Genomic DNA, 17,525 nt, shown 5'->3' with positions numbered 1-17,525 from the left:
GTTCAGGCTCCGATCACATGGCGGATGACGTACACGGTCGCGGCGGCGGAGGCCATGAACAGCCCGGTTGCCACGAGGGAGCGCGGCGACAGGCGGGCGATGCCGCACACCCCATGGCCGCTGGTACAGCCCGAACCGATCCGCGTGCCGAGCCCGACCAGAAAGCCGGCCAGCGCGAGCAGGCCGGTCGGCGCCGCGATGGTCACCGGCGGAATCCGTCCGGTCAGGGCGACGACGGCGAGCGGTGCCAACAGCAGTCCGGTGAGAAAGGCGAGACGCCAGCCGGTGTCGTCGTCCGGTGGTCCCAGAAGGCTGCCGGTGATTCCGCTGATGCCGGCAACGCGGCCGGTGGCAAGGACGAGCAGGGCGGCCGACAGGCCGATCAAGGCCCCACCGGCTAAGGCGGGAAGGAAGGCGGCCAATTCCATCACGATGTCTCCGATCCGTTCGGCGCTTGTATATAAGATTGTTCTAATGGAATGAAAGAGGGTTGTGGGGTTGTCCGGCCGTCGGCGCGCCGCAATATGCGGCCATGTTTGTCCAAAGAGTGCCCTTCCAAAGATCGGGTAATCCATGACGCGCTCCCGCCTGCTGCCGCTCGCCTTGATGATTCCGCTGATCCTGACGCCGGGCGCCGCCGGGTGGGCGCAGGACAAGGCCGACAAGCCGGACAAGCCCGAGCCGCGGGCCGAAAAGGCGGACGCGCCCTTCGACGCGCAGCGCAGTGTCACCCGCCACACGCTGGCCCAGCCCGGCGGGCCAGTCGCCTACACGGCGGTGGCCGAGTTCCTGCCGCTCCGCGAGGGGGCGAAGGAGGAGGTCGCGGCGCGTATCTTCACGGTGACTTACACCGTTGACGGGGCTCCGAAGGGAAAGCGCCCGGTCGCCTTCGTCTTCAACGGCGGTCCCGGCGCGGCGTCCGCCTACCTGCATCTGGGGGCGCTGGGGCCGAAGGTGGTGGCCTTCAACGACGACGGCTCGCTGCCGCGCCCGCCCTCGCCGCTGGTGGACAATCCGGACAGTTGGCTGGCCTTCGCCGATCTGGTCTTCGTGGACCCGGTCGGCACCGGCTACAGCCGTGCGACCAAGACGGACGAGGACGCCGAGAAGCGCTTCTGGAAGGTCGATGCCGACGCCGGCGCCATGGCGGAGATCGTCCGCCTCTGGCTGACTCGCAACGAGCGCTGGGACTCGCCGAAGTTCCTGGTCGGCGAAAGCTACGGCGGCTTCCGCATTGCCAAGATGGCGGAGGAGTTGATCGACCGCACCGGCATCGCCGTCAACGGGCTGATCATGGTGTCGCCGGTGGTGGACTTCGCGACCATCCGGGACGAGTCCGGCCTGCTGGGGCCGGCGCTGAAGCTGCCGGCCTACGCGGCCTCGGCGGCGGCGCACGGTCTGGTGCCGGGCACGCCGGAGCAGGCGGCGGAAGCGGCCGAGCGGTTCGCGCTGGGCGGCTACCTGACCGGGCTGGCCGGTCTGGACTACCGCCGGATCGGCGCGGCGCGGGACTTCTTCGCCGAGGTGGCGCGGACCATCGGGCTGCCGGAGGAGTTCGTCGCCCGGCATCGCGGCAGTATTCCGGCCGGCATCTTCGCCCGCGAGCTGCTGCGCGGCCGGGGGCAGGTGACCAGCGTCTACGACGGCACCTTCACCGCCGCCGACCCGGACCCGGTGGCGGCGCGCCTGCCGTTCGACCCGTTCCTGAAAGGGACGGTGCCGACCTTCACCACCGCCTTCGCCAGCTACGCCACCGAGCATCTGGGCGTGCGGACCGAGGTGCCGTACCGGCTGCTGTCCGACCGGGTGAACCGGGGCTGGGAATGGCCGCGCATGGGCCAGCCGAACGCCACCGACGATCTGCAATCGGCGCTGACGCTGCAACCGTCCCTGCGGGTGCTGATCGCGCACGGGCGCACCGACCTGATCACGCCCTACATGGCCTCGCGCTGGGTCGCCTCGCGGCTGGAACTGCCAGACGGGCAGGGCGACCGGGTGCAGGTCGCGGTCTATGAGGGCGGGCACATGATGTACACGCGCGCGGCCGAACGCGCCCGGCTGGCCGCCGATGCCCGTGCTCTGGTCGATGCGGCCCTGAAAGAATGAGCCTGAAACAATGAAAACGGGCGCTCCCGAGGGAGCGCCCGTTACGCAGCACGTTGCTTTGCCGGGGGACCGGTCGATTAGAACAGGCGCAGGATGGACTGCTGCGACTGGTTGGCCAGTGAGAGGGCGATGGTGCCGAGCTGCTGCCGGGTCTGCAGCATCAGCAGGCTCGCGCCTTCCTCGTTCTGGTCGGCCAGCGTCAGCTTGTTGGCGCCTTCCACCAGCACGTCGCTGAACTCCTTGGTGAAGCTTTCGCGGGTCGTGATGATGTTCAAGTTGGTGGACAGCGTCTGCGAGGCCGAACGCAGCGTCTGCTTCGCGTGGTCGATGCCGGCGACCGCCTTGTCGATGTCGGCGCGGTCCATCCACTGGTTCTGGGCGTAGTCGAGACGCAGGCCCTGGCCGCTGGTGGTCAGGTTCTGAGCCTTCACCGTGATCGAGTTGGTGTTGCGCTCGTTCAACTGAACCGTCAGGTCGTTCGCCGTGTTGGCGTCGGTCACCTGCACCGTCACCAGGTTCGCCGCCTGGTTGGTCGAGGCCGCCTGCTTGATGGTCTTCTGATCGACGTTGAAGCGCACGGTGCCGCTGTCGAAGGCGAAGGAGTTCTCACCGTCCGACAGCTTGCCCTCGCCGCGATTGGCCATACCGTCGCGGGTGATCACGTTGCCGTTCAGGTTGCTCGCCTGGATTTGGATGTCGACCTTCTTTTCGATGGTCGAGACGCCGTTGCCGCCGTTGGCCGCCTGCTCCAGAAGCTTGCGGTCGACCGTGAAGGACACGACCGTGCCCGACGCGAAGCTCTCGGAGATGCGCTTGGTCAGCGCGTTCTCGGCGCTGGCCGAGACGGTCATCTCGCGGGCCACGCCCGTGGTCGTCGCGCCCGTCAGGGAGATCGTGCCGCTGGTGCCGACCGACACCGAGGCCACGTCCTTGCCGGCCAGGCGACCGGTGCCGCCGATCTGGGCGCTGATCGAGGCCTGCAGCTTGGACGCCACGTTCGCGGCGGCGTTCTGGCCGATGGCCGTGTCGGCCTCGGTCGCCTTGTAGGTGAAGGTCTGGCCTTCCACCGTGATCGAGAAGAGATCACCCGCTTCGATCGTGCCGCCGACGTTGACGTTGGTCACCTGCGCCACGCCGGAGGTCGCCGCCGTCGTGGTGTTGGCTTCGATCTTCTGGGTGTTGTCGAAGTAGGTGATCGTGCGGGATTCCTTGCCGTCCGAGACGATGAAGGAACGCTCGCGGCCGACCGCGCCGCGCACCTCGATCTGGACGTCGGAGAAGGAGCCCAGCGTGCTGGACATCGTGCCCGACAGCTTCATGCCGGTCAGGCCGTGCGCCATTTCGGCGTTGGCGATGTCGCCCGCCGCACCCTCGATCGAGCCGTCGCCCTTGACGCGCACCGTGTAGGTGTCGGCCGACACCACGTTGGTCACGCGGGCGTTCTCGATGCCCGTGACGGTGTTCAGGGCGGCGCGCGAGGCGGCGGTGGAGTCCATGCGCATACCGTCGCCGGCCAGCAGGTTCTTGCCCTGGTAGCCGCTGTCGCCGGCCAGCTTGTCGATCTGGTTCTTCAGCGCGTTGAACTGTTCGGCCAGCGCCTTGCGGGTGGCCACCGAACCGGCGTCGTTGCCCAGGGCCGAATAGGCGGCGGTGGTCAGACCGCGGGCCTGCTCGATCATGCTCTCGATGGCGGTCACGCCCTTGTCGGCGGCCTTGATGGTGCTGATCGACTGGCCCATCGCGTCCTTCAGCGACGACAGGTCGCCGGCGCGCTGGTTCAGGCCCTTCGCCGCGAAGAAGGCGGTCGGGCCGTCGAGGGCCGAGTTGATCTTGTTGCCGGTCGAGAGGATGTTCTGCTTCACCCCGATCTTGTCGTTCACGCTCTGCAGTTGCAGCAGGTTCGTGCGCATCGAGGCGGTGAGGGCGACGTCGTTGATGGCCATGGCTCCAAGTCTCCTTTATGAGGCTCGCCCCGCGGTTGGTGCTTGAAACCGAAGCGAGGCAACGTGCATTTGCGTGCCTCTCCCCTTTCAAATGCCGTGCCAATTTGTGGGGCGCCATTCAAGGCATTGATTTGGCTGGATTTAATTTTTCGCCTGCCGAAAATGACTTTGGACCGGCAACAGGATCTTTCCGCGTGCCTGTGGAAAAGTTTGCCGGGCAAGGATGGTCTTGCCGATGAATCCCGTGGATGAATCTTCCCAGCCCGGCCCTTGGCGGAAGCCCGTTCCGGCGGCTATCGTCGGGTCTCACGCCAATCGAGCCAACAAGGAGGGAAGACCGATGGCCGGACGGATCGAGGCGCGGCTGAAGGAGCTGGGGATCGAACTGCCGCAGGCGGCGGCTCCGGTGGCCGCCTATGTGCCCTACACCATCTCGGGCAACACGCTGTATGTGTCGGGGCAGGTCACGGTGTGGAACGGCGAGCGGCGCTTCGTCGGCAAGGTCGGCCAGGAGTTCACCGTGGAGCAGGGGAAGGAGGCGGCGCGCCTGTGCGCCCTGAACATCATCGCCCAGGCGAAGGCGGCCTGCGGCGGCGATCTGGACCGGGTGGCGCGCGTGCTGCGCCTGGGCGGCTTCGTCAATTCCGGCCCGGACTTCCACGATCATCCGCTGGTCATCAACGGCGCGTCGGAGCTGATGATGGAGGTGTTCGGCGAGGCTGGCAAACACGCCCGCGCCGCCGTGGGCGCCCCCTCGCTGCCCGGCAACGTGGCGGTCGAGGTGGATGCCGTTCTGGAACTGGCTTAGCGAACGTCTGTCCCGTGGGCGTCTTGCCGCGGTGCGGCAGGGCGCCCACCTCCCTTGGCGCATTCGTGAAGGAGAAAGCATGCCCGACGGCAGCGACGCCATCACCGTCAAGGTTCTGACCGGCATCGGGCAGGCCGACCCGCGGCAGTGGGACGCCTGCGCCGGTCCGGACAACCCGTTCCTCAGCCATGCCTTTCTGCTGGCGCTGGAGGAATCGGGTTCGGCCACCCGGGGCACCGGCTGGCAGCCCAGCCACCTCGCCGCGCTTGACGCGACGGGACGGATCGTGGGCGCCGTGCCCATGTATCTGAAGAGCCATTCCTACGGCGAATACGTCTTCGACCACAGCTGGGCGCACGCCTACGAGCGGGCGGGCGGCAGCTATTATCCGAAGCTTCAGGTCGCCGTGCCTTTCACCCCCGTGCCGGGGCCGCGCCTGCTGGTCGCGCCCGAGGCGGGGGAAGCCATTTATGCCGCGCTGATCCAGGCCATGGAGGAGGTGGCGCGGCGCTACGATGTGTCGTCGGTGCACGTGACCTTCCCGATCGAGGGCGACTGGACCCGGCTGGGCGAGGCCGGCTGGCTGCAACGGACCGGCGTGCAGTACCATTGGGAGAACCGGGGTTACGCCAGCTTCGACGACTTTCTCGGCACGCTCCGGTCGGGCAAGCGCAAGTCCATCCGCAAGGAACGGCGCGAGGTGGCGGAGAGCGGCGTGCGCCTGCACACGCTGACCGGCGACGAACTGAAGCCGGAGCATTGGGACGCCTTCCACCGCTTCTACATGGAGACGGCCGACCGCAAATGGGGCGGCGGCTACCTGAACCGCGCCTTCTTCCGGCTGCTCGGCGAGACCACGGGTGACCGCGTGGCGCTGGTCATGTGCGAGGACAAGGGGGAATGGGTGGCCGGCGCGCTGAACCTGATCGGCGCCGACACGCTGTACGGCCGCAATTGGGGTTCCGACGGCAGCTACCGCTTCCTGCATTTCGAGGCCTGCTACTACCGCGCGCTGGACTTCGCCATCGAGCGGGGGCTGAAACGCGTGGAGGCCGGCGCGCAGGGGGAGCACAAGATCCAGCGCGGCTATCTGCCGGTGCCGACCTACAGCGCGCACTGGGTCAAGGACGCGGGCTTCCGCCGCGCCCTGGCCGCTCACCTGGAGCGTGAGCGCGCCGCCGTGGAGGCCGAAACGGAGGCGCTGATGGAACTGTCGCCCTACCGCAGGGAAGGAGAGGGGTGAGGCCTCGATCGGGTCCTCAATAGGGAATACGGTCGGGCTTGGCGGCCCATTCGTCGAAGACCGCGCGGGCTTCCTCCGCCAGCAGGCGCTGCATGGGAATCCGGCGCAGTTCCAGCGCCAGGGCGACCTCCTCGTAGAGGAAGGCGTCGTCGAAGCCGATGGCCGCCGCGTCGTCGCGCGCGTTGGCGTAGACGATGCGGTCGAGCCGCGCCCAATAGCTGGCCGACAGGCACATGGGACAGGGCTCACAGCTGGTGTAGAGCGTCGCCCCGGCGAGGTTGAAGCTGCCCAGCGTCTTGCAGGCGTCGCGGATGGCGACGACCTCCGCGTGCGCGGTCGGATCGTTGGAGGATGTGACCTGGTTCCACCCCTCCCCGATGATCGTGCCGTCCTTGGCGACCACTGCCCCGAAGGGGCCGCCGGCACCGGCCTGCATGTGGGCGCGGCTGAGCGTGATGGCGCGGCGCAGGCATTCGGTGTCGAAGGTCGTCATGGCGGTTTCTCCCAATCCCATCACGATACAGTGCCAGGGAACGGCGCCCTGGACGAGAGGCCGTGACGCATTCACTCAAAAGTCGTATGTCGCCGCCCCAGCCACTGGGGCACACTGGTTTCGTTCAGGTGGAGGAGGGGTGTCATGCGGTGGGGCGTTCACCAAGCTTTTGCCTTGGCCCTGAGCGTTGCGGCGGGTGCGGCGTCGGCCGACGATCTGAGTTACCGGAGCTTTGTAGGGGGCAAGGGGGATCACCCCATCGGCTGCCTGTACGCCTACGCGGCGGACAAGACCGGCGACCATGCGGCGGCGGTCGAAATCCTCCATCGCTGCGTTGCCAAGGGCAATGTCTGGTCGATGATCTGGCTTGCCATGCTGCACGAGAACGGGCAGGGCGTGCCGAAGGATCTGGAGGCGTCGGCCGATCTGATGCGGCGCGGCGCGCACATGAACGACGATGCCGGCTACGCGCCGCTCGCCCGCTATCACTGGGGCGTGGCTCTGGTCGAAGGGCGCGGGGTTGCCGCGAGCGAGGACGAGGGGTTGCGCTGGCTGCGCATCGCCGCGGCCGAAGGTGTCCGTGATGCCAAGGACTACCTGCGGGCGCGCGGCGAGTGGCATCCGTCCCTGTAACGTTACCGCCAGCTTTATCAGGTTATCACGCCCACCCCGCCAGCACCTCGGCAGCGTCGGTTTCGCGGAAGGGGGCGCGGGCGGGCGGCGGGCCGCCATCGACGCGCAGGCCCATCAGCGTTTCCACCAGCGGCTCGGCGCCGTCGGTCACCTGCAACTGTCCGCGTGCGATAACGTGCGGGTGATCGGCGACCTCGGCGATGGTTGGCAGCGCCTCGAAGCAGCAGTCCACCGGGTCGAGCAGTTCCTTCCAGGCGGCGAGGTCGCGGCCGGCGAACAGGGCGGTCAGTTCGGCGGTCAGGTCGGTCTGGGGCATCGGGTCGGCCTGCCGGGCGATCCAGTCGGGACGGCCAACCGCCTCGCAGAAGCCGCGCCAGAATTTGGGTTCCAGCGCCGACAAGGTGACGAAGCGGCCGTCGGCGGTCCGGTAGATGCGATAGCAGGCGACGCCGCCGGACAGCAGAGCCTCGCCCCGGTTCGGCAGGTCGCCGCGCGCGACGGCGGTCAGGTTGATGCCCTGCCAGCCGAGCACCGTCTCCATGATCGACAGGTCGAGGAAGCAGCCTTGTCCGCTCCGCTCGCGCCCGAACAGGGCGCCGGCTACAGCCAAGGCGGTCTGCTGGGCGGAGGCGAAGTCGGCGACCGGCGGGAAGCTGATGCCCGGCTGGTCCGGCGTGCCCGACGCGTCCAGCCCGCCGCCGACCGCCATGTAATTCAGGTCATGTCCGGCGCGCTGGGCGTAAGGACCGGTGTAGCCCCAGCCCGAAAGACTGGCGTGCACCAGCCGGGGGTTCAGCGCGCGCAGCCGCTCACGCCCGAGGCCCAGCTTGTCCAGCACGCCCGGCCTGTAGCTTTCGACCAGCGCGTCGGCCTTAGCGACGAGGTTTTCGAAGGCGGCGCGGCCCTCGGCGCTCTTCAGGTCGAGGCGGACGACGCGCTTGCCGGCTGTGAAAATCTTGTAGGCGGCGGCGGTGCCGTCGGCGTCGGGCGGCCCCAGGCGGCGCAGCGGATCGCCCTCCGGCGATTCCACCTTCACCACGTCGGCGCCGAGGTCGCCGAGCAGCTGGGCGGCGTGCGGCCCCGGCAGATACTGGCCGAGGTCGATGACGCGGATGCCGGTCAGGAAGGGCAGGGGCATGAGGGTGCGTTTCCCGGTGTTGGTCATTTTTCACCGATCTAACGCCACACCGGAGCAAAAAAGAAGGGGGCCTTTCGGCCCCCTTTCTCATTCCATGACGGACCGGCGTTACTCCGCCAGTTCGTGCATGACCTCGTCCTCGTCCTCGCCATCCGGACGGCGCTTGCGCGAGCCCTCGGTGTATTCGAAGGAGGGCTTGTCGTCCTTGATGGTGACCTTGACCACACCGCCCTTGCTGAGCTTGCCGAACAGCAGCTCCTCGGCAAGCGGCTTTTTCAGGTGCTCCTGGATCACGCGGCCGAGCGGGCGGGCGCCGTAAAGCGGGTCGTAGCCCTTCTTGCCCAGCCACTCGCGCGCCGCCTCGTCCAGCTCGATGCTGACGCCACGGTCTTCCAGTTGCGCCTCCATCTGCATGATGAACTTGTCCACCACGCGGTTGATGACCTCCTGGGTGAGGGCGGCGAACGGGATGATCGAGTCCAGACGGTTGCGGAACTCCGGCGTGAACAGCTTCTCCACCGCTTCCATGTCCTCGCCGACCCGGCGCTCGCGCTCGAAGCCGATGGCCGGCTTGGCCATGTCGGCGGCACCCGCGTTCGAGGTCATGATGAGGATCACGTTGCGGAAATCGACCGTCTTGCCGTTGTGATCGGTCAGCTTCCCGTGGTCCATGATCTGCAACAGGATGTTGAACAGATCCGGATGGGCCTTCTCGATCTCGTCCAGCAGCAGCACGCAGTGCGGATGCTGGTCGATGGCGTCGGTCAGCAGGCCGCCCTGGTCGAAACCGACGTAGCCCGGAGGCGCGCCGATCAGACGGGAGACGGTGTGCCGCTCCATGTACTCCGACATGTCGAAGCGGGTCAGCTCGACGCCGAGCGTCATGGCGAGCTGGCGGGCCACCTCGGTCTTGCCGACACCGGTCGGGCCGGTGAACAGGTAGTTGCCGATGGGCTTCTCCGGCTCGCGCAGGCCGGCGCGGGCCAGCTTGATGGCGGAGACCAGCGCGTCGATGGCCTTGTCCTGGCCGAAGACCATGGTCTTCAGGTCGCGCTCCAGGTTGAGGAGCGTTTCCTTGTCGTCGCGGCTGACCGACTTCGGCGGAATGCGGGCGATCTTGGCGACCACCGCCTCCACGTCCTTGACGGAGATCTTCTTCTTCCGCTTGTTCTCCGGCAGCAGCATCTGCGCGGCGCCGACCTCGTCGATGATGTCGATGGCCTTATCCGGCAGCTTGCGGTCGCCGATGTACTTCGCGGACAGCTCCACCGCCGAACGGATCGCGTCGTTGGTGTAGCTCACCCGGTGGTGCTTTTCGTAGTAGGGCTTGATCCCCTGGAGGATCTTGACCGCATCCTCGATCGACGGCTCGTTGACGTCGATCTTCTGGAAGCGCCGGACGAGCGCCCGGTCCTTCTCGAAATAGTTCCGGTATTCCTTGTAGGTCGTCGAACCAATGCAGCGCAGCGAGCCGGAGGCGAGGGCCGGCTTCAGCAGGTTCGACGCGTCCATCGCACCGCCCGAGGTCGCACCGGCGCCGATCACCGTGTGGATCTCGTCGATGAAGAGGACCGCACCTTCCGTGGCCTCCAGTTCGGAGACGACGGCCTTGAGGCGCTCTTCGAAGTCGCCGCGGTAGCGCGTACCGGCGAGCAGGGAACCCATGTCGAGCGCGAAGATGGTGGCGCCCTTCAGCACCTCCGGCACCTCGCCATGGACGATGCGGCGGGCCAGGCCCTCGGCGATGGCGGTCTTGCCGACGCCGGGATCGCCCACGTACAGCGGGTTGTTCTTCGACCGCCGGCACAGGATCTGGATGGTCCGTTCGACCTCCTGCTCCCGGCCGATCAGCGGATCGATCTTGCCGCTCGCCGCCTTCTTGTTCAGATTGACGCAATAAGCCTCAAGGGCTTCGCTGCCTTTTTTCACGACCTTCTCCGCCGCCGCGTCGTCGTCGGCACCGGTAACCCGCTTGGTCTCCGAGCGTCCCGGTGCCTTAGCGATTCCGTGAGAGATGTAGTTCACCGCGTCGAACCGGGTCATTTCCTGCTCCTGCAGGAAATAAACCGCGTGGCTCTCGCGTTCAGAGAACAGGGCGACGAGCACGTTTGCTCCCGTCACCTCTTCACGGCCAGACGACTGGACGTGGATGGCAGCACGCTGCAGCACCCGCTGGAAACCAGCCGTCGGCTTGGCATCATCGGGCCTGTTCGTGATAAGGTTCGCAAGTTCGTTGTCGAGGTAATCCGACAGTTCGGCGCGCAGGCGGTCCAGATCGATCCCGCACGCGCGCAAGACGGCCATTGCATCGGCATCCTCGGTCAACGCGAGCAGCAAGTGTTCGAGCGTCGCGTATTCGTGCCTGCGCTCGTTCGCGTGGGCCAGGGCTCGGTGCAGCGTCTGTTCCAGGTTACGCGACAGCATGGGTGGCTCTAATCCTTTTCTAGCGTACATTGCAGCGGATGCTGGTTCTGGCGCGCAAAGTCCATCACCTGCGTGACTTTCGTCTCCGCTACCTCGTAGGTGAACACGCCACACAGGCCCACGCCCCGACGGTGCACGTGCAGCATGATCCGAGTCGCTTCTTCGCGCGATTTGCTGAAGAAGCGTTCCAGTACATGAACGACGAATTCCATAGGTGTGTAGTCGTCGTTCAACATCAAGACCTTATACATCGAAGGCTTTTTAGTCTTAGGCTTGGCTTTTATGACCACGCCCGTGGTGGTGCCCTCGTCGCCGTGTTTGTCGTGTTCGGCCATGGTCTCAACAAGTCAGCATCGCGATGTACGTCCCCAACGATGATATGAGAACTCCGGGCGCAGAGGGAAGGGGCCGTTTGTGGTCTCTCCCCATTTGGGAGAAGCCCCTTCGGACCGCATCGGGCCGCAGTACCACCAAATAGAGGACATCTCCAAAACGACAGAGCCCGGCGGCACGAGTCCGCCGGGCTCTCCCGGTGCTTCACATTGGTGTGAAGCGACGTGTTTTGAAGCGGTACCGCTTCAAAGCGCCATCATGCCGCAAGGGTGTCCCCGAGGGCATCGGCCTTATCGCCTCAGGCGGCGGCCGTCTTGGACAGCTTCTCGACCGTCAGGTTGGCGCGCTCGCTGAGCGGGGCCAGCGCCTCGTTGGCGATCTTGACCGACAGCTCCTGCAGCTTGGTGGACTCGGCCACGAAAGCCTCGAAGCTGGACTTGGTGAAGGAGGTCTGCAGCTCGATCAGCTCCTGGATGGTCTTGACGGCCAGCAGGGCCTTGCCGGCGGCGGCGTTCTTCTCCAGCGAGGTCTGGGTGAAGGCGGCGACCTGCTTGCCGGCTTCCTCGGCGCCCTTGGCGACGATGGTGCCCGACTTCACGACCGCGTCCACGTTGCCCTTGGTCAGCGAGGTCAGCTCTTCGTAGCTCTTCAGGATCTGGGCCGAGGCCTTCTCGATCTGCTCCTGCTGAGCCTTGACCAGGCCCTCGACGTTCTGCTTGGCGGTCGAAACGGCGTCTTCGATGGCCTTGGTGGCGGCGGCGAACTTGTCGGTCATGAACTGGCTCCTCGCGATCTGTCGGGTTCAACCGCGCTGGACCCAGTCATTGGCGACCGCGCGGACGGATCAGGGTGTGCGACCCCGCTCAAGCGGGCATCGGATCCATTTGCTGCACTGCAACATGCGCATGATTAAGGCACCCCGACCCGATTTGTCAAAGGGTTTTTGTGCATTGCACAAAATCGCTGCGCGGGAGCCGGCCGGGTGCCCCTCACCCGTGGAACGGGAGAGGGGCGTCGCGGGCGCGGGGGCTTTACGCGCCCGGTTCGTTCGCGTTCGGGAAGAACAGCGGCTGGCCGCCGATGGTGTAGTCGGCGATGGCCTTCTGACCCTCGCCGGAGACCAGCCAGTCCACGAAGGCCTGACCATCCTTGGCCTTGATGTGCTGGAATTTGGCCGGGTTCACCAGCATGACGCCGTACTGGTTGAACAGGCGCTTGTCGCCCTCGACCAGCACCTCCAGGTCGCCGCGGTTCTTGAAGCTGAGCCACGTGCCGCGGTCGGCGAGGGCGTAGGCGCCCACGGCGGCGGCGGTGTTCAGGGTCGGGCCCATGCCCTGGCCGACGGAGCGGTACCAGCCGCCGCTCGCCTGTGCGACATCGACTCCGGCGGTCTTCCACAAAGCCAGTTCGGACTTGTGCGTGCCGCTGTCGTCGCCGCGCGACACGAAGGATGCCTTGGACTCGGCGATCTGCTTCAGCGAGGCCGCCACGTCCTTGGAGCCCTTCACCTTCGCCGGATCGGCCTTCGGCCCGACGACGACGAAGTCGTTGTACATCACCGGCTTGCGCTCCACGCCGAAGCCCTCGGCGACGAATTTCTCCTCGGACGGCTTGTGGTGGACGAACAGAACGTCGGCGTCGCCGCGCTTGGCGAGGTCAATGGCCTGGCCGGTGCCCTTGGCGACGACGCGCACCTCGATTCCGGTCTTCTGCGTAAATTTCGGCAGGATCGACTTGAACAGGCCGGAGTCCTCGGTCGAGGTGGTCGAGGCCACGACGATGAAACGCTCCTGCGCCAAGGCGCCGTTCACGGGCGCGGAAAACAAGGCGGCCAAGGCGGCGCAGCCGAGAAGGGTGCGGGTCAGAAAGTTGCGGCGCAGCATGGTCAATCCCTCACAATCGTCCTGCCCGTCTGAGGCGGGCTCGGGATGAACATGCAGGAATTTCCGGAAGCTTGCAAATTTTACGGATCACCGTAATCGGCGGAAACGGTCAGGCCCGCCCGGCTTCGCGCACCAGGGCGGCGGCGAGGTTCACGGTCAGCGACAGGGTCATCAGGATGATGCCGAGGCCGAGCGCCAGGGGCAGGTCGCCCTTGCTGGTCTCCAGCGCGATGGCCGTGGTCATGACGCGGGTCACATGCTCGATGTTGCCGCCGACGATCATCACCGCGCCGACCTCCGCCGAGGCGCGGCCGAAGCCGGCCAGCACGGTGGTCAGCAGGGTCCAGCGCGCTTCGGACAGCAGCGTGAACAGCGTGCGCACGGGGCCGGCGCCCATGACGCGCAGCAGGTCGTCATACTCGACCATCAGGTCTTCCACCGTCTGCCGGGTCAGGGCGGCGACGATGGGAACGATCAGGACCGTCTGCGCGGCCACCATGGCGGTCGGGGTGAACAGCAGCCCCAGCACCCCCAGCGGGCCGGAGCGCGATAGGATCAGATAGACGATCAGCCCGACCACCACCGGCGGCAACCCCATCAGCGTGTTCAGCATCAGGGTCACCGCGCGCCGGCCGGGAAAGCGGAAGGCCGCCACCGCCGCCCCCAGCGGCAGCCCGATCAAGGCGGACAGGAACACGGCGGTCAAGCTGACCCGCAGCGACAGCCCGACGATCTGGACGAGCGTGGGGTCGAACGCAACGATCAGCCGGAAGGCGGTGGCGAAGGCGCTGGAAAACTCGTGCATCACTCTCTCGGCTTGCTCCGGCGGCGGATCTTCACCACTCTTCCCATCATGGACCTCGCAGAATTCACCATAAAGCCCGACCCGGCCAACCCGAAGCTGACCGAGCGCGTCGCCGGCCTGGACCAGGACGGCCGCCCGGTCGAGGCGTCGGTCACCGTCGAGCGGCCGCTGACCCTGTACCTGAACGGGCAGGAAATCGTCACCATGATGACGATTGGCGACTATCCCGAGTATCTGGCGGTGGGATACCTGCTGAACCAGAACATGCTCAAGCCCGACGATCGCATCACGGGCATCGACTACGACGAGGAGATCGACACCGTCGTGGTCCGGACGGAGCGCTCGACCGACTATCAGGAAAAGCTGAAGAAGAAGACGCTGACCTCCGGCTGCGCCCAGGGGACGGCCTTCGGCGACGTGATGGAGACCTTCGAGTCGGTCGAACTGGATCGGGGGGCGCGGTTGCAGACCTCCTGGATCTACGCGCTGTCGAAGAAGATCAACCTGACCCCCAGCCTCTATCTGGAGGCCGGCGCCATCCACGGCTGCGTGCTGTGCCGGGAGGACCGGCCGCTGGTCTATATGGAGGACGTCGGCCGCCACAACGCGGTGGACAAGGTCGCCGGCTACATGCACCTGAACGGGGTGTCGCCGCACGACAAGATCTTCTACACGACCGGGCGCCTGACCTCGGAAATGGTCATCAAGACGGTGCAGATGCGCATTCCGATCCTGGTGTCGCGGTCCGGCTTCACGGCCTGGGGCGTGCAACTGGCGCGGCAGGCGAACCTGACGCTGGTCGGGCGCGCCAAGGGCAAGCGCTTCCTGGCGCTGGCCGGGACGGACCGGCTGGTCTACGACGCCGATCCCACCGCCGCGGCCGACGAGGGCGAGCGCCACCAGCGCAAGGGGAGCCGGGACGATGAGTGAGCGGATCGCCGGGGTTCTGCTGGCCGGCGGGCTGTCGCGCCGCATGGGCGGGGGCGACAAGAGCCTGCGCGCGCTCGGCGGGCGGACCATCCTGGAGCGCATCGTCGCCACCGCCCGCCCGCAGGTCGGGCCGCTGGTGCTGAACGCCAACGGCAACCCGGCGCGGTTCGCGTCGTTCGGGCTGCCGGTCGCGGCCGACGTGGTGGAGGGCTACGCCGGGCCGCTCGCCGGGGTGCTGACCGGGCTGGAATGGGCGAAGGTCCACGCGCCGGGCTGCGCATGGGTGGCGAGCTTCGCCACCGACGCGCCCTTCATCCCACAGGACCTCGTCGCCCGGCTGGTCCAGGCGGTGGAGCGCGAGGGCGCCGACCTCGCCTGCGCGCGGTCGGACGGGCAGGACCATCCGGTGTTCGGGCTGTGGCCGGTGCGGCTGGCCGACGATCTGCGCCGTGCCATGGTGGAGGAGGACATCCGCAAGGTCGATGTCTGGACCGGCCGCTACCGGCTCGCCATCGCCGACTTCGCGACCGATCCCGTCGATCCCTTTTTTAACACGAACCGGCCCGAGGATCTGGAGGAGGCGGAACGGCTGCTCGCGGCCGGTCTGGTTGCCTGACCCGCATCGTTTGTGGTTCAACCCTTTTACCGGAGGTTGGGTCATGAGCGATACGCTGAACAGGATCGAGACGATGCCGCTGGGCATCGTGCTGGAACGCCGCAAGAGCACGAGCCCGTGGGCGGATTGGGCGTGGCGCCCGGTGTCCGTCATTCCCGGCGCCCCGCCGGTCGAGGGCGAATGGCGCCTGCTGCGGGAAGGGGAGGGCTGGGCGCACTTCCACGCCGCGACCCTGCCGCTGGAACTGTTCCGGACCGACACCGAGGGCTACAAGCTGAACCTGTCCCAGGAGCCGCCGCGCCTGTGGGTGGTTCTGCGCCCCGACGAGGATGGCGGTGTCACGCCGTTCGTCGTCACGGCATCCGCCCACGAGTGCGAGGCCTACCAGATCAGCGGCGTGGAAACGGTCGAGACCGTGCCGATGCCGGAGGAGGTGGCGGCGCTGGTCCGCGACTTCACCGAACAGCATCATGTGGACGTCCCCTTCGAAAAGCGCGAACGCAAGCGGCATTTCCCGAAGGACGGGCGGTAGGTCCACATTTTCAAGGAAGTCTCGCAGCGAGCCCCCATCCCAACCTTCCCCCACCTGACGGCGGGGGAAGGGGCTTAAAGTTCCCTCCCTCGCCGAAGGTGGGGGAGGGGTAGGGTGGGGGCCCGTTTGAGGCGCTTAGAGGCACGGTCATGACCGACGAACCTTTTCTTTCCCGCTGGTCGCGCCTGAAGCGGCGTGCGGCGGAGCCCGTTCCGGAGCCGACCCCGGAGCCTGTGGTCGAGGAGGCGCCCGCCGAGGCGCCGCTTCCGGTTCCGGAAGAACCGGCCCCCGCCGCCGAGGCCGAGGACCCGCTGAAGGACCTGCCGCCGGTCGAGGAACTGACGGTGGAGTCCGACTTCACCCCCTTCCTACGCGCCGAGGTGCCGGAGGACCTGCACCGGCAGGCCTTGCGCAAGCTGTGGACCTCCGATCCCGTCTTCGCCAACGACGACGGGTTGAAGGATTACGCCGACGACTACACGGGCCTGTTCAACCTGCCGGAGCCGGTCAAAACCCTTTACCGGGTGGGCAAGGGCTTTCTGGATGCCGCCGAGGAAGCGGCGGAGCGGGCGGAGGCCGCCGGCGTTGCGGCGTCGGAAAACAGCAACTCCGGCGAGAAGTCCGCGCCAGACGACAAGGAGGCGGACAAAGACAGCGATGTGCCAAAAACAACATAACGGCCTCCGACATTAGCGTTTCCTAAGCATAAAATCTGTCGGGCAGTTATGTTGACTCTGGTAACATTTGTTGACAAAGCTCGCATTTCTGCCTTTTAATAGATCCAGCGTTGGCGATAAGGCCCTGTTTCGGCGGGGCTTTTCGCATGCGCAACAAAGAGTTGATGGTCTTGGGCGTCTCGGGCGCCGGCCCGTGACGACGCGACGCATCAAGCGATAAGGCGGCCGACAAGCCGTCGTGCGACGACGTTTCCGGGCCGATGCGCCGGCACCGATGTCGTTGTGGGAGGATGAACGCCGTGTCTGCGACCGGTGAACATAATCGTTCGGCCTCATCGGCCGACCTGTCGGCCGCCAACCTTCCCGATGAGGAGGTGCTGCGGGCCCAGGTCTATGCCCTGTTGGCGCGTCTGCTCGCGCGGCCGGCGGACGCGGGATTCCTGGCGGACGTCGGGCAGGCCCAGGGTGACGGCAGCCCCTTCGGTCAGGCGCTCGACCAGCTCGCCGCCTCCTGCCGCGCAGCCGAGGCTGGGGCGGTCGAGGAAGAGTTCAACGTCCTGTTCATCGGCGTCGGCGGCGGCATCCTGTCCCCCTACGCCTCTTACTATCTGACCGGATTCCTGCACGAGAAGCCGCTGGCCGAGCTGCGCGGCGACATGGAGCGCCTGGGCATCGCCCGCGCCGACGACGTGAAGGAGCCGGAGGACCATATCGCCGCTCTGTGCGAGATGATGGCGGGCCTGATCACCGGTGCCTTCGGTGAGCCCGCCGACCTCGACGAGCAGCGCCGCTTTTTCGACCGTCACGTCGGCTCCTGGGCCGCGCGCTTCTTCACCGACCTGGAAACCACCCCGTCCGCCGCCTTCTACCGGGCGGTCGGCACGCTAGGCCTGCGTTTCCTGGAGGTCGAGGTGCGCGCCTTCGATATGGCCGAATGACGGGCGGCATGAACACGAACGAC

The 17,525-nt window shown here is 66.8% G+C and carries 18 protein-coding genes; 9 read left to right on the top strand and 9 right to left on the bottom strand.

Going from position 1 to position 17,525, the window contains the following annotated elements; translation table 11 throughout:
- Window positions 1–2: 2 nt before the first annotated feature.
- Window positions 3–428, bottom strand: a complete 426-nt coding sequence (locus J2852_RS12535) for a YeeE/YedE family protein (protein WP_209875827.1) — start codon at window positions 426–428, stop codon at window positions 3–5.
- 145 nt (window positions 429–573) lie between these two features.
- Between J2852_RS12535 and J2852_RS12530 the strand changes: the two genes are divergently transcribed.
- Window positions 574–2,106 (top strand): S10 family peptidase, encoded by a 1,533-nt coding sequence (locus J2852_RS12530; RefSeq protein WP_209875825.1) that lies wholly within the window; start codon window positions 574–576, stop codon window positions 2,104–2,106.
- A gap of 77 nt (window positions 2,107–2,183) precedes the next feature.
- Here J2852_RS12530 and J2852_RS12525 read toward each other — a convergent pair whose 3' ends face one another.
- The gene (locus tag J2852_RS12525) at window positions 2,184–4,049 is read right to left on the bottom strand and encodes a flagellin N-terminal helical domain-containing protein (protein ID WP_209875823.1); all 1,866 of its coding nucleotides are present in this window, start codon (window positions 4,047–4,049) and stop codon (window positions 2,184–2,186) included.
- A 340-nt stretch (window positions 4,050–4,389) separates the two neighbouring features.
- Here J2852_RS12525 and J2852_RS12520 point away from each other — a divergent pair, with 340 nt between their 5' ends.
- Together J2852_RS12520 and J2852_RS12515 are read left to right on the top strand one after the other, a co-directional pair.
- Window positions 4,390–4,857, top strand: a complete 468-nt coding sequence (locus J2852_RS12520; protein ID WP_209875821.1) for a RidA family protein — start codon at window positions 4,390–4,392, stop codon at window positions 4,855–4,857.
- A gap of 79 nt (window positions 4,858–4,936) precedes the next feature.
- A complete protein-coding gene (locus tag J2852_RS12515) occupies window positions 4,937–6,100 on the top strand; it encodes a GNAT family N-acetyltransferase (protein ID WP_209875819.1) in 1,164 nt (387 codons plus the stop codon).
- A 16-nt stretch (window positions 6,101–6,116) separates the two neighbouring features.
- Here J2852_RS12515 and J2852_RS12510 read toward each other — a convergent pair whose 3' ends face one another.
- Window positions 6,117–6,593: a nucleoside deaminase gene (locus J2852_RS12510; protein WP_209875817.1), complete on the bottom strand. Its 477-nt coding sequence runs from the start codon at window positions 6,591–6,593 to the stop codon at window positions 6,117–6,119.
- A 144-nt stretch (window positions 6,594–6,737) separates the two neighbouring features.
- On the opposite strand from J2852_RS12510, the gene J2852_RS12505 reads away from it, so the two are divergent.
- Window positions 6,738–7,226 (top strand): tetratricopeptide repeat protein, encoded by a 489-nt coding sequence (locus J2852_RS12505; protein ID WP_209875815.1) that lies wholly within the window; start codon window positions 6,738–6,740, stop codon window positions 7,224–7,226.
- A 25-nt stretch (window positions 7,227–7,251) separates the two neighbouring features.
- Here J2852_RS12505 and J2852_RS12500 read toward each other — a convergent pair whose 3' ends face one another.
- The 6 genes from J2852_RS12500 to J2852_RS12475 form a co-directional block, all read right to left on the bottom strand.
- Window positions 7,252–8,364 (bottom strand): CaiB/BaiF CoA transferase family protein, encoded by a 1,113-nt coding sequence (locus J2852_RS12500; protein ID WP_209875813.1) that lies wholly within the window; start codon window positions 8,362–8,364, stop codon window positions 7,252–7,254.
- 108 nt (window positions 8,365–8,472) lie between these two features.
- On the bottom strand, window positions 8,473–10,788 hold the full coding sequence (gene clpA, locus J2852_RS12495) for an ATP-dependent Clp protease ATP-binding subunit ClpA (protein WP_209875811.1): 2,316 nt from the start codon (window positions 10,786–10,788) through the stop codon (window positions 8,473–8,475).
- An 8-nt stretch (window positions 10,789–10,796) separates the two neighbouring features.
- Window positions 10,797–11,123 carry an ATP-dependent Clp protease adapter ClpS gene (clpS, locus tag J2852_RS12490; RefSeq protein WP_209875809.1) on the bottom strand — a complete coding sequence of 109 codons (327 nt, stop codon included), beginning with the start codon at window positions 11,121–11,123 and terminating at the stop codon, window positions 10,797–10,799.
- Window positions 11,124–11,419: 296 nt separating this feature from the next.
- On the bottom strand, window positions 11,420–11,896 hold the full coding sequence (locus J2852_RS12485) for a phasin family protein (RefSeq protein ID WP_209875807.1): 477 nt from the start codon (window positions 11,894–11,896) through the stop codon (window positions 11,420–11,422).
- 256 nt (window positions 11,897–12,152) lie between these two features.
- Window positions 12,153–13,004, bottom strand: coding sequence for an ABC transporter substrate-binding protein (locus tag J2852_RS12480; protein WP_209875805.1), 852 nt, complete (start codon window positions 13,002–13,004; stop codon window positions 12,153–12,155).
- A gap of 109 nt (window positions 13,005–13,113) precedes the next feature.
- Complete coding sequence (locus J2852_RS12475; protein WP_209875803.1) at window positions 13,114–13,809, bottom strand: ABC transporter permease; 696 nt, start codon at window positions 13,807–13,809, stop codon at window positions 13,114–13,116.
- A 48-nt stretch (window positions 13,810–13,857) separates the two neighbouring features.
- Between J2852_RS12475 and fdhD the strand changes: the two genes are divergently transcribed.
- The 5 genes from fdhD (at window position 13,858) to J2852_RS12450 (ending at window position 17,502) form a co-directional block, all read left to right on the top strand.
- The gene (fdhD, locus tag J2852_RS12470) at window positions 13,858–14,739 is read left to right on the top strand and encodes a formate dehydrogenase accessory sulfurtransferase FdhD (protein WP_209875905.1); all 882 of its coding nucleotides are present in this window, start codon (window positions 13,858–13,860) and stop codon (window positions 14,737–14,739) included.
- Window positions 14,732–15,355 carry a molybdenum cofactor guanylyltransferase MobA gene (gene mobA, locus J2852_RS12465; protein ID WP_209875801.1) on the top strand — a complete coding sequence of 208 codons (624 nt, stop codon included), beginning with the start codon at window positions 14,732–14,734 and terminating at the stop codon, window positions 15,353–15,355. The genes fdhD and mobA overlap by 8 nt, the downstream gene beginning before the upstream one ends.
- Before the next feature lie 43 nt (window positions 15,356–15,398).
- Window positions 15,399–15,887 (top strand): DUF3305 domain-containing protein, encoded by a 489-nt coding sequence (locus J2852_RS12460; protein WP_209875799.1) that lies wholly within the window; start codon window positions 15,399–15,401, stop codon window positions 15,885–15,887.
- Between the two features lie 149 nt (window positions 15,888–16,036).
- Window positions 16,037–16,564 (top strand): DUF3306 domain-containing protein, encoded by a 528-nt coding sequence (locus J2852_RS12455; protein ID WP_209875797.1) that lies wholly within the window; start codon window positions 16,037–16,039, stop codon window positions 16,562–16,564.
- 299 nt (window positions 16,565–16,863) lie between these two features.
- On the top strand, window positions 16,864–17,502 hold the full coding sequence (locus tag J2852_RS12450) for a TorD/DmsD family molecular chaperone (protein ID WP_343206730.1): 639 nt from the start codon (window positions 16,864–16,866) through the stop codon (window positions 17,500–17,502).
- The last annotated feature ends 23 nt before the right edge of the window (window positions 17,503–17,525 follow it).

This window comes from Azospirillum soli, from assembly GCF_017876165.1.
Taxonomy (GTDB): domain Bacteria; phylum Pseudomonadota; class Alphaproteobacteria; order Azospirillales; family Azospirillaceae; genus Azospirillum; species Azospirillum soli.
This window is presented reverse-complemented; position numbering and strand designations above follow the sequence as displayed.